This window comes from Leptolyngbya sp. UWPOB_LEPTO1 (assembly GCF_017302695.1).
Lineage (GTDB): Bacteria > Cyanobacteriota > Cyanobacteriia > Leptolyngbyales > Leptolyngbyaceae > Leptolyngbya > Leptolyngbya boryana.
In genome coordinates, this window is the sequence record NZ_JAFLCJ010000006.1 from 1 (window position 1) to 12,251 (window position 12,251).

General features: G+C 44.2%; 18 protein-coding genes. 12 read left to right on the plus strand and 6 right to left on the minus strand.

Annotated features, from left to right (window positions below; all coding sequences use genetic code 11):
- Window positions 1–168: 168 nt before the first annotated feature.
- From J0L70_RS11045 to J0L70_RS11065, 6 genes are all read left to right on the plus strand, one after another.
- Window positions 169–1,002 (plus strand): hypothetical protein, encoded by an 834-nt coding sequence (locus tag J0L70_RS11045; protein WP_287454525.1) that lies wholly within the window; start codon window positions 169–171, stop codon window positions 1,000–1,002.
- Window positions 1,003–1,137: 135 nt separating this feature from the next.
- Window positions 1,138–1,815, plus strand: coding sequence for an N-acetylmuramidase family protein (locus J0L70_RS11050; RefSeq protein ID WP_287454526.1), 678 nt, complete (start codon window positions 1,138–1,140; stop codon window positions 1,813–1,815).
- A gap of 94 nt (window positions 1,816–1,909) precedes the next feature.
- The gene (locus tag J0L70_RS11055; protein ID WP_287454528.1) at window positions 1,910–2,374 is read left to right on the plus strand and encodes a hypothetical protein; all 465 of its coding nucleotides are present in this window, start codon (window positions 1,910–1,912) and stop codon (window positions 2,372–2,374) included.
- Window positions 2,375–2,447: 73 nt separating this feature from the next.
- Window positions 2,448–2,663 (plus strand): peptidoglycan-binding domain-containing protein, encoded by a 216-nt coding sequence (locus J0L70_RS31980; RefSeq protein ID WP_353736634.1) that lies wholly within the window; start codon window positions 2,448–2,450, stop codon window positions 2,661–2,663.
- Window positions 2,664–2,678: 15 nt separating this feature from the next.
- Window positions 2,679–3,269, plus strand: coding sequence for a glycoside hydrolase family 19 protein (locus J0L70_RS11060; protein ID WP_287454529.1), 591 nt, complete (start codon window positions 2,679–2,681; stop codon window positions 3,267–3,269).
- 255 nt (window positions 3,270–3,524) lie between these two features.
- The gene (locus tag J0L70_RS11065) at window positions 3,525–4,613 is read left to right on the plus strand and encodes a T6SS phospholipase effector Tle1-like catalytic domain-containing protein (RefSeq protein ID WP_287454530.1); all 1,089 of its coding nucleotides are present in this window, start codon (window positions 3,525–3,527) and stop codon (window positions 4,611–4,613) included.
- A 365-nt stretch (window positions 4,614–4,978) separates the two neighbouring features.
- Here the strand turns inward: J0L70_RS11065 and J0L70_RS11070 are convergent, their stop codons facing one another.
- Entirely contained in the window at window positions 4,979–5,266 is a 288-nt protein-coding gene (locus J0L70_RS11070) for a DNA/RNA non-specific endonuclease (protein ID WP_287454531.1), read from the minus strand.
- 153 nt (window positions 5,267–5,419) lie between these two features.
- On the opposite strand from J0L70_RS11070, the gene J0L70_RS11075 reads away from it, so the two are divergent.
- Both J0L70_RS11075 and J0L70_RS11080 read left to right on the plus strand, forming a co-directional pair.
- Window positions 5,420–5,833 carry a nuclease A inhibitor family protein gene (locus tag J0L70_RS11075; protein ID WP_287454533.1) on the plus strand — a complete coding sequence of 138 codons (414 nt, stop codon included), beginning with the start codon at window positions 5,420–5,422 and terminating at the stop codon, window positions 5,831–5,833.
- Between the two features lie 294 nt (window positions 5,834–6,127).
- Window positions 6,128–6,589, plus strand: coding sequence for a hypothetical protein (locus J0L70_RS11080; protein ID WP_287454535.1), 462 nt, complete (start codon window positions 6,128–6,130; stop codon window positions 6,587–6,589).
- A 361-nt stretch (window positions 6,590–6,950) separates the two neighbouring features.
- Here the strand turns inward: J0L70_RS11080 and J0L70_RS11085 are convergent, their stop codons facing one another.
- Window positions 6,951–7,490 carry a tyrosine-type recombinase/integrase gene (locus tag J0L70_RS11085; RefSeq protein ID WP_287454536.1) on the minus strand — a complete coding sequence of 180 codons (540 nt, stop codon included), beginning with the start codon at window positions 7,488–7,490 and terminating at the stop codon, window positions 6,951–6,953.
- Window positions 7,491–7,745: 255 nt separating this feature from the next.
- Here J0L70_RS11085 and J0L70_RS11090 point away from each other — a divergent pair, with 255 nt between their 5' ends.
- The 4 genes from J0L70_RS11090 (at window position 7,746) to J0L70_RS11105 (ending at window position 9,276) form a co-directional block, all read left to right on the plus strand.
- Entirely contained in the window at window positions 7,746–7,973 is a 228-nt protein-coding gene (locus tag J0L70_RS11090) for a YlcI/YnfO family protein (protein WP_287454537.1), read from the plus strand.
- Between the two features lie 9 nt (window positions 7,974–7,982).
- Window positions 7,983–8,183, plus strand: a complete 201-nt coding sequence (locus J0L70_RS11095; RefSeq protein ID WP_287454538.1) for a hypothetical protein — start codon at window positions 7,983–7,985, stop codon at window positions 8,181–8,183.
- Between the two features lie 209 nt (window positions 8,184–8,392).
- Entirely contained in the window at window positions 8,393–8,890 is a 498-nt protein-coding gene (locus J0L70_RS11100; protein WP_287454539.1) for a hypothetical protein, read from the plus strand.
- Between the two features lie 17 nt (window positions 8,891–8,907).
- Window positions 8,908–9,276, plus strand: coding sequence for a hypothetical protein (locus J0L70_RS11105; protein ID WP_287454541.1), 369 nt, complete (start codon window positions 8,908–8,910; stop codon window positions 9,274–9,276).
- A gap of 34 nt (window positions 9,277–9,310) precedes the next feature.
- On the opposite strand, the gene J0L70_RS11110 is transcribed toward J0L70_RS11105, so the two are convergent.
- The 4 genes from J0L70_RS11110 to J0L70_RS11125 form a co-directional block, all read right to left on the minus strand.
- On the minus strand, window positions 9,311–10,249 hold the full coding sequence (locus J0L70_RS11110; RefSeq protein ID WP_287454542.1) for a DUF3800 domain-containing protein: 939 nt from the start codon (window positions 10,247–10,249) through the stop codon (window positions 9,311–9,313).
- 70 nt (window positions 10,250–10,319) lie between these two features.
- Window positions 10,320–11,105, minus strand: a complete 786-nt coding sequence (locus tag J0L70_RS11115; RefSeq protein WP_287454544.1) for an endonuclease domain-containing protein — start codon at window positions 11,103–11,105, stop codon at window positions 10,320–10,322.
- Between the two features lie 4 nt (window positions 11,106–11,109).
- Window positions 11,110–11,355: a hypothetical protein gene (locus J0L70_RS11120; protein ID WP_287454546.1), complete on the minus strand. Its 246-nt coding sequence runs from the start codon at window positions 11,353–11,355 to the stop codon at window positions 11,110–11,112.
- Between the two features lie 61 nt (window positions 11,356–11,416).
- Window positions 11,417–12,229 (minus strand): hypothetical protein, encoded by an 813-nt coding sequence (locus J0L70_RS11125; protein ID WP_287454548.1) that lies wholly within the window; start codon window positions 12,227–12,229, stop codon window positions 11,417–11,419.
- Window positions 12,230–12,251 lie beyond the last annotated feature (22 nt).

Here is a 12,251-nt window from a genome sequence, read left to right on the forward strand (position 1 = left end):
CATCTACACCTTACTTTCAACTTGGATGCGAACACTACCTGATTCCATTGATTTGAAGTTGAATTTTGTAGCAAAAAGGAGGAGAAAATTGATGCTCTAAATGTGCCAATGTAATTGACGGGAGACAAATACAAAGCTGGACGGTATGACAACGATTATTTCGTTCTGATGAATAGAGTCGGGTTAGGCGCTCCAAAAAAACCAACAACGAAGGTTCTTTTAATAGAACCAATCGGCATGATTAATGGACATCTGACAGATAATTGGGCAGAAAATGTGTTGACCGTTGATGACTATAGAGAAACGAGTGCTGCAAAAAGGCTTTACTTGTCTTTTCATAGTTTCTGCCAAAGTTTAGGCGGGACGGAATTTGACGATATTGAAGCCGCAGGTGCAGAACTGCTTGAACGTACAGGTTCTTTTTTCCCTAATCTTGCTCCATTTACTGCTGTTGGAAAAGTTGTGCTCGATGGAGTTAACAACATTCTTAACAAGCTACTACATCAGGACGGAGAAACGAAAAAAGTAGAGTTTTGTCTTTATCCAGTCTCAGAAAACCGCCCTCGTGGAAATCCTGGCGAAGCATTGCTGCAATTCGGTGCTTATGTTCTCTTCTTTGAGGAAACTCAAATTGACAATCTCAGTTTAGGTGAGGACGGCATTGTTTATTCATCAACAGAAAAAGAAATTCCGCCTTACATTGTTGTGAATGTCAAACCAGGAATTACATTAGCACCTGGTCAACTCGATACGAGTGCAGCCGCTGAAGTTCTTCAAAAAAATCAATTCAGTGATGGTTATCGTCTGGTCAAAGATGAAGATTCCACATTGAGAATGTTTGATGCTCTGAAAGAGTTTGGAGAGTCTTACAAGTTGGCACAGTACGCAGAACGATATTTTGAACTCAAGAAAAAGGACAAGCAACGTACTGAACAAGAAACCCAAAAGTTTAACGAGTTGAGCAAACTTCTGAAGGACAAATTTAGTGATTGGGATGCTTAGTTAAGCCCCTTAAATCATAGAAGATGCCAAAGTAGATACTCTCAGTAGGCTCTCATTGATTCTCATTGTTGAGGTTGACTTACTTCAACAATGAGCCATAATCCGTTGACAAAATTACGAAAAGAAGGTGAAGTTATGAGACCAGTACCCAGCGAAATCAAATATAGCTTTCCTCCAATTACTTATCCCGATGGAAGGAAGTCAGTTTGCAAAATCCCCCAAGGCTATATTCAGCCTGCTCTATCCACATCTGATTATCATGAACTAAGCAAAGAGTACGGCGTTGAATTAGCTTTGGTAAAAGCTGTGATGCAAGTCGAGTCTTGTGGTTCTGGTTTTCTACTAAATGAACCAGCTCCAGCTCGCCCCAAAATTTTGTTTGAAGCACATTTGTTCTATCATGCGACTCCTAAACCAGTTTCTAGAAGTCGTCCTGATTTGTCCTGTCCCGAATGGAACCAAGATCTCTATAAGGGTGGATCAGCAGAATGGGGAAGATTATTAGATGCTATGGAATTTGATGAAGTTCCTGCTCTAGCAAGTGCATCTTACGGGTTAGGGCAGGTACTCGGAGAGAATTACAAGCTAGCTGGCTGCGCTTCCATTCAGCAGTTTATCCAGGAAAACTTTGCAGGGGAGTATTGGCAGGCTAGACACATGATGAATTACATCGTGAATACAAATCTGCTAGATTTTCTCAAACAAAGAAATTGGGCGAAATTTGCCTATGGCTACAATGGTCCGCTCTACTGGGAACACGAGTATGACAAAAAGCTTGCGGCAGCTTATAAAGAAGCGGTAGTTGTTGCATAAAGGTTGAATTGTTGAATGCGATCGCATTGCTATAGAAGTGCGATCGCACTCAACAAAACAATTTTGAAGTTTGCAAGCGGAATAGAAAGCAATCATGAATACGCCTAATTTGCTCTTAAAACGATTACTAGCTCTCGGAGCAGTCGTGAGTCTTGTAACTCTGTCCACCCCTGCGACAGCAGTTCCCGTAACTATTCAAACAGAAGCAAGTGCTGGAAATGCTATTGCTAATAAATCAGATGGAACAGGAGGTTCAGCAGTTCAACCCGCTTTAATTACTGTGCTTGTAATAGACAGTATTGGAAAACCAATCTCTAACGACACATTCTTATCATCTTTCCCAGGGGGATGGACATTTAAGAGCATTGCCACACCTCAAGGGGGTTGTCCTCTGAATCAGATTCAAGTTTTGAACCTTGGGAACCAACAGCAAGGAGCTTATCTAATTCGCGTTATTCCAGGCTGTCGTCGATGGGTGAGTGGAGACTACTTTTACACCTTTCAGATCAGCACACCTACCCAGGATGGCGTAGCCCTTGGAAAACTTACAATTCGCTGAACTATAGGGAACTTATGATAATGCTCTCAGCTCAGCCCAATTCTTGAAATGCAAAGGAGAGACAGTTATGGTTATGCAATTACCAACTCTGAAACGCGGTGACGCAGGATGCTTCGTTAGACAGCTTCAAACTCAATTAATGCATTGGGAAGTTCTTAGTCAACAGGACGTTGATGGTCTTTTTGGTCCAATCACTGAAAGTGGAGTCAAAAAGTTTCAGGGGATGAGGTCTATGAAAAAGTGCCAATACTCCCCGCAAGGATTGAACCCTACAGGAGTTGTGGGATGAAATGATTGGTGCGAATTGTTACGTCTCAATCCTGAAGAAATTGAGATTATTGAAACGTCAATCTTTGTTACTCAAGCTCAAGCAGAAGCGGTTTTCGGGAATTCGATCAGCAACGCTCAACTGGTCGATTTGAATTCTTGTCTACAGCAGTTTGATATTACAACGCCTGATAGAATTCGCCACTTTATGGCACAAATTGCCCATGAATCTGGTGGATTGCGATGGTTGCAGGAGTGTGCTGATGGCTGGGAATACGAGTTTCGCAGAGCCCTTGGCAATGTCTATCCTAGAGATGGACCTAGATTCAAAGGAGCGGGTGCATTACAACTGACCGGGCGGAGCAACTATCAACAATTTGCTGATTGCATTGGTGATCCAAGAGTGATGGAAGGGGTCGATTATGTTGCAGCAATATATCCATTCACAAGTGCTGGATTCTGGTGGCAGAACAACAATATGAACCGATTCATCGATTTGGGTGCTACTTGCCGCCAAGTATCCGCAAAAGTCAATGGAAAAGATCCTGCCAACGGGCTTGAGGATCGTGAACGCTGTTACGCTCTCGCTTGTTCAGCTATCCCAGATGCGATTTATGCTCATGCATAAATTGTATGAACTCATCAATAGGGTGCTTCTGCAATAAACTCGCGATTGGTGCGAAGTAAACCTCCGAAGAAATTACGTTCTCCGCCTAGCATTGTTTCACAATATCCCTGCAACATAGCTAGGGTTGAATGCTTAAAGATGCTTGAAATCATTTAAGAGCATATCAGCCCTGAAAAGCTCCACATTCCGCAGTATGGATACTTTTAGGCTTCGAGAGAACTAAAGCAAACGCTCAATACAAATTGGAGAACTATTATGAAACGCCTTGTTGTATGCTGCGATGGTACTTGGCAACAATTATCCAGCGACTACCCGACTAATGTTGTCAAGATGGCGCAAGCCGTAAAGCCAATTGATCAAAATGGTGTTTCGCAAATCGTTTACTACAGCGAAGGACTGGGAACAGGCGATAAATTTGACAAGCTCACTGGCGGAGCATTCGGTTGGGGTATTGATCAAGCGATTCAGAAAGCATATCGATTCCTTTGTCTCAACTATGTGCGAGGTGATGAAATTTATCTATTTGGTTTCAGCCGTGGTGCTTACATAGTGAGAAGTTTAGCCGGATTAATCTACTGTTCTGGATTGCTCGATCGTGCAAAAATTCGTGAGATTCCAGAAGCATATCAACTCTACCGCGATCGCAACATCAAACCTAATGATTCAGAAGCTATCCAATTTCGTGAGAAGAACGGCGAGAGCGTTCCAATCACACTATTAGGCTGTTGGGATACAGTCGGTGAGTTGGGTGTTCCTAATCAAATTCCCTTTTTGCCTATCGATGATTGGATGAACACTCAGTATCAGTTTCATGATACCCACCTGAATCGTCAAATTCAGACCGCGTTTCATGCAGTAGCGATCGATGAGCGCCGTCAGGTGTTTGATGTTACCCGAATGCAGGTCGGTGAGAATTCAAGGACAACATTGCATCAAGTGTGGTTTCCGGGAGGACATGGCTGCGTGGGTGGCGGCAGTGAGGCTAATCGTGGATTGTCGGATGCTGCTTTGCTGTGGATGATTGAAATGATGAAATCGTCGGGACTCGAACTTGAGGTCGATACAACGCGCTGTGAAAACGGCATTGAGATCAATTGCACGAAGGCATTTGATTCTGGAATCAGCAGCATTTATAAACTAAGCAGACAGCATGATCGGGCGTTGCTCGACCCAGATGACCCACAAGCCGTTTTCAATCAATGTTTTTTCGACAACAACATTCACTTGAGCGTAAAACGGCGTTGGAAACAAAGTAAACCTCCTTATCGTCCCGTAAATCTAGAGCCTTATAAGCGATGGTTTGAAGTATTCGCAGAAGAGCCAAACTATCAACTCAGCCGATAGACGAAGACAATTCTTGCAGTAGTTTTAAATAGTTCTGCCATTTTGATACTCTAAAGGTAACGAAATGGCAGAACATTAATTCAGCAAAACTTTTGGCTTTTCTTTTCGCCAATGTAACAGAAGAGAATTAATAGCACTGAGCATTACAAGCAAAAAGTAAAATACCCCTGGGAAGTTTGATTAGGGATAGATGAGCAGTTTCCTTATTAACAATTTATGCACAACAACGGGTTCTGCTGAACAATTCAGATAATCCAACGAATCTCCCTAAACCGCTCTGGATTCAGCGTTGTGTATCTCACCGTATGCTGAATGCTCTTGTGTTCTAAACATTCAAATGTGAGATATCCTCTTCAACTTGCTGCTTACTCTTTCTTCGCCTCAATCACTTTCTGAATGTCTTCCGGCACATCCGAAAGAAAGTCATAGCCAGTCAGCTTTTCAAGCTCATCTACCGTCGTTAGATAGTCTTTATAGCTCTTTCTCTGAATGCCCGTGGTGTTTGGCATATTTACCGCAATCACGCGAGTCTTCTCAGTTACACCACGATTTCCTAAGCCAGGACGATCGACAACTACAACGACTTTCCACAATGTTGCTGGAACAGACACTTTACTCTTTCCGATCTCAGTGGCGAACTTGTGAAATGCCACTATGAATTACGATGAGCGAGAAGATTAAAATACTGAAGATCCAATAGTATGCCTGCTTTCTGATCTTTGTCTTCTGGAACACATTGGTAGACATCCGAAACTCTCTCAGGGCAATGGTTTTCACCAGCATTGTACGAGGATATGTATCAAACTATGCAAAAAAATAATCAGACTCCTGAACTCGTGGCGACGTTCCAAAAACTCACAGAGAATCTAACGTGGATGAGTGAGACTGATGCGCCGATTCAGGTTTTTTGCTGGCAGGATTGCAGTGCGATCAAGACTCCTAAACAGCTTCTAGAACAAACGCATCATGAAGCAGATACACCCGTTGAAGAAGTGGAATTAGATCAGTTCTTTGAGCCAGTTGTGACTGAGCAGGATTGGTTTGAGGATGAGGAGAAAGAGACGGCTGAAAAGTATCGATCGCTGTTGTCTGCACTTAAAGAGAACCTTTCTGATATCAAGGTTTATCGAGTGGGTGAGATTGAGATTGATGTGTATGTTGTGGGGCAGATGGAGAACGATGGAATCGTAGGAATTTCAACTCAGGTAGTAGAGACTTGACGTTTGAGGTTATGAAAATTCTTATTGACCTCAAGTTCTAATTTCTGAACCCATGCGATGTGTTGTCCAGGGACGGGCGTAAGTTGCAGAACAAGATTTCGGATATCGTCATTGGCTTCGCTGCATAAAAGTCAGAAGCCCGCCGTGTAGGTTATTGGGTAGCAACATCAGACGAGACAGGATCTATCTAAAAGGCTCAATCCTTTGTTATCTGGAGCCTTCGTTGGGTGGGCTGTTTCGTCCTAGTCACTATCCAGTTGTCAACAACATCTAGTACCAGAAGGAGAAAGATTCATGGCTATCTGCAATACGCAATTCAGAGTTGATCCGCTCCAAAACGCTACCCATCGCCGTGTACTAGTTGCACTCACTATGTCGCTAGCTGTCACGTTCGGCGCTACAGTGCCATTCGGCGCTACGTCGCCAGCTACCGCAGCCGGGGTCAAATGCCAACCCAGTGTGAAGGTAACAAATAAGAAGGGAGCTTCAATCAAAGTACTTCGATTTCTGTACAAAGTCGGTGGTAGCACAGTGTATACCGAAGGGCTAGTTAACAAAGTCCTGACCCCGAACGAAACTGAAACTTGGTCAAGCCAAACGCTAAACAATGCGGCGACTGGCGTTGTAGTAACCTCCACTGCTGTTGAGTACAAGGACGACACTGGTAGAGGTTACGGATCTCCGCACACCTCGGCATGGTTCCCGCATAGCTTCACTTGTGCCGCAAACCACAACTACATCCACGAAATTCAGTAGGACGCTGAGAGTGCTGCAACTTCACTTAAAGTTGCAGCACTCTCAATAGATCAACGATGGGGGAAACTTTGCGTGACAATGATTTTAGTATTCGAGTGTTGATATTGTGAGCTCAAGAAGTCATCGAAAAGCAGGCTGATTTCACTTCATCTCCATCACCTGCCAATTAATTCGATCACACCGAGCAGGATTCGCAGCGTTTATCTCGTTGGGTGCTGAATACTATGGTGTTCTACAAATTCAAATGCGCGATCGCATCTCCCACCTGCTGTTCAATCACTTCTAAATGGTGAACATTTTAGACTTATATCAATCCCTCCATCCGCATCAACTTCTTACTGCCGCACATCCATACCTGAAGTCAAAGCTTCAAGATCGCGTCGTCAATCTGATTGGGCGTAACCTCCAAATATTTCTGAAGTGCTGAAAGCTCACTCCATCCACCGACTTTTTGAATCACACGCAGAGGTACACCTGCATTATTGAGCTTCGTTGCTGCGGTGCGCCGATTGCTATGAGTCGAGAAGCCCACAAACCCCAAATATTCACACGCTTCTCTCAGTGCCTTATCTGCTGCTTGACGAGTCAAATATCCACGCTTACCACGTCCAGGAAATAGAAATCCAGTTTTTGGGAGATCTGCCTGCTTCAGAACTGCTGCCAATTTAGGGTGAATTTTAACTTCGCGGGTTTGCTTCGTCTTAGTAGTCATTCGTCGGAACACGATGCGATCGCTAATCAAATCCTCGGCTTTCAACTGGAGCGCTTCGCTAATTCGACAACCGCTGTAATAGCAAATCGAAAATGCCGCTCTCATTTTGGGCGACAGTTCCGCCATCACCGCTTGAAATTGATCCTCACTCCAAATTTCTGCCTGACCATTGCGATCGTTTTTGGGCATTCTGACAAGTTGCTCTTTTTCGTATTTCAGCAACTTGAATATACCCGTTTTATATGGGCTTTAGAAATAAGCCGACAAAACGGTCAAAAAAATAACGCCTTATTGAGAACGACCCCTGCCTTATTGCAATTGATGTGTATGGGTCAACTTGGTTAGCTGAGTTAACGATCGCGAGTCCGCTTTTCAACCTGGGAACTCTAATCACAAACGGTTAACCCTGTTTTCGCTGTAAACATTTACAGTAACGAGACTGAGATGAGTAAAGGTCAACAGCCAATGGTCGGGGCTAGGATTCCCCATGCTTGGAAAGATCAGATCGAAGGTATTTGTCACGAGACAGGCAAAACCGAGAGTCAGATTCTGAAGGAAGCGATCGGGAAATATCTCGATCGAACTGACCTCGATTCGGTTGAGTCGTTGATGAAGCGGGTAGCGAGTCTGGAGCGACAGATCAAGAAATTGGCTCAGTTAGTGACGAGTTGAGGTGGAAGGATGAACTTTGTAGAAGAAATTGACTATCTCATCTTCAAGGGAATCGTCGAGGGCAATGCGCTCTCTACTCTGTATGACCTATTGAGATCGCATCAGGAAGGGTTAACTTCTGCTGAAGACATGCAGGGTGAAATTGATTCTTTAAGGTTGAAGTTCTATCAGAAGGTAATGCACATCGCCAGCGATGAACAGCTTACTTGAAAAACATAGACCAATGCTTTCACAATGCGATCGCTACACATTCAAAACGTGATACCCGTATTCGCGGTACGCCTAATTGAGATCAGAGTATGTCCGGTTTTTTAAGGGATTTCATGTATAAAAAACTGAATCCCATGTATTAATTAGTTCGCAGAATTGCCGGAATTCTTAGTCTCTAATTAGTCTATAAGTCCCTCTGGAGAAGCATCATGAGAAGATTGATCGTACTCATTTTATATGTCGTTATTTGCTGGGTTGGTCAGACCACCTTTGCGTTGAGCGCAACGAGAATTGTCAGTCAAGAGTCGGCTCTCGTTGCTTATATGGAAGCTCTAAAAGCAGGAAATCTAAGTCGAGCGGCTGAAATTGATTGCTGGGGACACACCCCGACCAAAATGGCAGGAGTCGCGTCCTGGAGCATGAAGAATACAACTGATAGCACTTGGCAAGTCGAGATCGAATTTGCCTCAGATACAACGGAGCCAAGTAGATCCAATTGGAACTTTGAAGCGGTCAGTACAATGAGCTATCGTACCGCAATGCAGAAAGTCCTAGATGATAGTCTCAATACATGGGCAAAACGAGCAAACAAACTAGCTAGGGCTGTAGGCATTGATTTGAATCAACCAACGCCGTTAAAGCCAGAAGACTTAATCTCAGTCAGTCGAGAGCCGTTCTGCATTGCTAGCCACTCCAAAATAGAGTAACGGAACGATCAGGACTTATGAGTGAATCAAATATTGACTACTTTCTATCGCAGTGCGATCGCTGCCTCTACAACACGCGAAACCCTTACCTACCCTGTACGGTTCATCCCATCAGAATCACTGACGATCGATGTCCTGATTTCAAGTTAGATGCAACATTGCCAGCCGATGAATGGTGGGAGCCGGAAGGAGCTTCGTACTCTGGCAATGAATTGGTGATAAATACCATTCAGCGCTGGACAAGGGAGCAGCAGATCGCTTTATTAAACTGGCATCCGATGTTTACGGGGAGATGTCCGAATTGTGAACGAACCATGTTGCAAACTCAGCCAGCGCGGGTGCATTGGGATTGTGAGCATTGCGAGTGGAAAGATGATTCGGTTTAGGAGCGGCTACTGATCATTAGGCTTGCAAAATAGTTCACGAGCGCTGCTTCTGGCGAGTTGGTGCTTTGTCTAACTCGTGTTGAGGAGCATACCACCAGAAATTAATAGGATTTTGTGGATTAAATGTTCTTAAGCCTTGTGAACTCTGAAGGCTAACGCCAAGTTTTTTGACCTCGCAATGCTTTTTGAAGTCATTCAACACATGGCACTTTTCTTGTTCACCTCGGCTAAGTTCATTAACTGAAGGTTGAATAAGCTCTAATAACGACATTTGCTCATCATTAGTGGTTTGCCAAACGCTGTATTTCTCATACTCACTGCGGGAGTAAACAGCCATTCCTGTAAACAGATCCACAAGTTGAATCAAAGGCTCTTGGCTCGATTGACAGGGCTTGATCTCACGAATATTGAACACGCGCTCTAGATCAACCAGACTATAGGGTTTAAACAGGTTAGGGGTGGCATGAAGTCGATGGCTAACGTTGCCAAGGTGAAAATCAACCTCATGCCACTTCATCGCTGTATGCTCATCTGGGTAAAGCAACCAAGTAGCATCATTACTCCATCGCTCACGCATAACATTCTTGAACAGATGATGATACATCCGATGTAGGTTAGCAATGTCATCTCGATTTACTACTGTGTGTCTACTATCATGTGTATCCCAAGTTAAGATGTCGAGTCGTAAATTTTTCGTCGATGCTTTTTTGACAGCAAATTCAACAAGTTTAAGTGCAGCAAAGCGTTCTCTTGCACTTCGTAACTTATTCCATTTGAATTCAGTTAAGTTTGATGCCTGCAAAATCGCAGTAAGATCTGTGACGACAGAGTGAAGATCAGAATAGCGAAGGCTAACCATGCCTAAACCACCAAATCGCCCGACATTGTACTGAGACTCATCCGTAAAAGCAATATGAGTCGGTTGGCGAGAATTGCTATCTTCATGTGATGGTTCCAAAAACTTAATGCTCATACGCTTCATCTAGTGTTTTATCAATATTAGCAACGCTAAATGTGGATCGACCACTGATATCGCAACTTTTTCACGATCGAGCCTGCAAAATCGACAAACACTCAGCTACAACTGCTTGAGGACGATCGAGACAATCCCTTCCAGTGAATCGAATCGTGGGCAACCCTGCACGGAGCAACATTCGATCTCGTGCATAATCCCTAACCATCTGTCCTCCCTCAAGGTGATGCTGTCCATCAACTTCAAGAATGAGACATCTGCCCTTATGAAATAGCATAAAGTCCGCTTCTACTCGACCATTGGATTGATTATTGCTGACGGGCGCATCTAGCAAACCGACTCGACCACGAGCGTTAGCAAAGAATAGAACCTCTTCTTGGTCAAGAATTTTAGCAATCCTCAGTTCCGCCTCTGAGCGGAAATATAACCCGCCCCATTCAATGAGCTTTTCCCCACCCCCACCCCCTGTTTGCTCTGATGGGATGTAAGGCTCTAAACGATCTCTTAGTCGATCGTCGTAAAACAAACGCCAGTAGTGCTGTGTCCCATGTCCGCCTGGTTGTCCTGCATATCCTAAATGTAGAGCTTCATTCACTCTTTTATAGAAACCGGGACGTGTCCAAGGATAGAGCTTTCGACTAAGTTTGGTTCTCCATTCTCTCTTTGCTGAGGCACTAAGCTGCTGAAATCCTGGCGATAAGGAGGTCAGAATATCAAGAAGTTTGCTAGTCGAGATTTGGATGTTGTAGGGGAGCTCCCCTCCGATCGGGACAATACCGCCACTTCCAGTATCAGTATCGAGATCATCTGGATTGAAGTCGAAATTATCTACATTGTGAGCATCATTGATAGACATAGCCTTAACCTCTAGGACGCTGCTCAACTAACCCTTTGAGGATTCTGATCACGCTAGGATAAGAGGACTTCTCGACCTCAAATCCTTGCTGTGCCATGAGATTCAGAATCTCTTCTTCGGGCAATCCTGCAATCACCGATTCAAGAATGCGATTTGCATCGCTAACGTGAGTTTCTTTCGTCTTTTGAGTGAGTTGATTTTCATCACAAAACTCAGACAGCGCTTGCAAAATCAGCGGATATCGTTTCATTAGATGCACCTCAATTTTTGAAAGTTACGATCGCAGTTCAAGGCTTACAAGATGAAAGCTTCTATGTGCAGTAGATTTCTCCCCACACTGGCTTCTTCGCGCCTATTCCAGGTTCCAAACACTTGAAACCGTCAACTCGTCCACCTGGAAAGATTCCATAGGTGATGGCATATCCAGAGTTTGCTAGGGCAAACGTCACCATTCCTGTCGAGTTGCAGTTTTGAATGATGTCAGTCGCGATCGCTTTCATGAATTGCCCTGAACTCAACACCGAAGTTGTCGCTGCTCCTTTCATAACGAGGTAACGATGAGTTGGGCGACCCGATGGAGCATCAGGATAATTTGAGATATCGCGGCTGGTGATCTCAACGACCTGAACTGCTCGACTCGTTTCAATCCGTCTACGAGCATTGCCGAGTGTGGCAGCACATTTATCAGAGGAGTTCTGCGCTCTGAGTCCAGGTTTAGGTGATGAAGATTGAGGCTTATCTTGCTCAATCCACCATCGATAAAGTACGACTGGCTTCTCGGCTCTGGAAGTATTACTGGCAGTTGACACAATCAATTTCCGTCCATCTGCCGCCGCAAATTCAAATCGACATAGCCCTAACCCTGTCCCTGAGCAGGTGACGACCTCGTTGTAGCCCAGGTCTTTGATGATGTACTCCATTGCACCAAAGTAGCGATCACCTCTTTGGAGTATAGGAATCTCAATCGCTTGCCATCCGGCATTGATTAAAATTTCTCTCGCCTCTGAGTAGGGCATTTTCTGTTTCAGGAGCGGTACTTCTTGAGCCTGTACTGTTCCACTAAGAATCGTGATAGCTCCGGTGAGGAGTGTAGCGATCGGGAGAATGATTGTTTTGAGGTTCATATGAGAGATTAAATTATGAGGC

Coding starts and splice junctions, on each gene's coding strand:
- J0L70_RS11075 (WP_287454533.1), top strand. CDS start 5,420: ATGCAAAAAAATAATCAGACTCCTGAACTCGTGGCGACGTTCCAAAAA.
- J0L70_RS11105 (WP_287454541.1), top strand. CDS start 8,908: ATGAGTGAATCAAATATTGACTACTTTCTATCGCAGTGCGATCGCTGC.
- J0L70_RS11045 (WP_287454525.1), top strand. CDS start 169: ATGAATAGAGTCGGGTTAGGCGCTCCAAAAAAACCAACAACGAAGGTT.
- J0L70_RS11100 (WP_287454539.1), top strand. CDS start 8,393: ATGAGAAGATTGATCGTACTCATTTTATATGTCGTTATTTGCTGGGTT.
- J0L70_RS11085 (WP_287454536.1), bottom strand. CDS start 7,490: ATGCCCAAAAACGATCGCAATGGTCAGGCAGAAATTTGGAGTGAGGAT.
- J0L70_RS11095 (WP_287454538.1), top strand. CDS start 7,983: ATGAACTTTGTAGAAGAAATTGACTATCTCATCTTCAAGGGAATCGTC.
- J0L70_RS11115 (WP_287454544.1), bottom strand. CDS start 11,105: ATGTCTATCAATGATGCTCACAATGTAGATAATTTCGACTTCAATCCA.
- J0L70_RS11090 (WP_287454537.1), top strand. CDS start 7,746: ATGAGTAAAGGTCAACAGCCAATGGTCGGGGCTAGGATTCCCCATGCT.
- J0L70_RS11120 (WP_287454546.1), bottom strand. CDS start 11,355: ATGAAACGATATCCGCTGATTTTGCAAGCGCTGTCTGAGTTTTGTGAT.
- J0L70_RS11055 (WP_287454528.1), top strand. CDS start 1,910: ATGAATACGCCTAATTTGCTCTTAAAACGATTACTAGCTCTCGGAGCA.
- J0L70_RS11065 (WP_287454530.1), top strand. CDS start 3,525: ATGAAACGCCTTGTTGTATGCTGCGATGGTACTTGGCAACAATTATCC.
- J0L70_RS11080 (WP_287454535.1), top strand. CDS start 6,128: ATGGCTATCTGCAATACGCAATTCAGAGTTGATCCGCTCCAAAACGCT.
- J0L70_RS11110 (WP_287454542.1), bottom strand. CDS start 10,249: ATGAGCATTAAGTTTTTGGAACCATCACATGAAGATAGCAATTCTCGC.
- J0L70_RS11125 (WP_287454548.1), bottom strand. CDS start 12,229: ATGAACCTCAAAACAATCATTCTCCCGATCGCTACACTCCTCACCGGA.
- J0L70_RS11050 (WP_287454526.1), top strand. CDS start 1,138: ATGAGACCAGTACCCAGCGAAATCAAATATAGCTTTCCTCCAATTACT.
- J0L70_RS31980 (WP_353736634.1), top strand. CDS start 2,448: ATGCAATTACCAACTCTGAAACGCGGTGACGCAGGATGCTTCGTTAGA.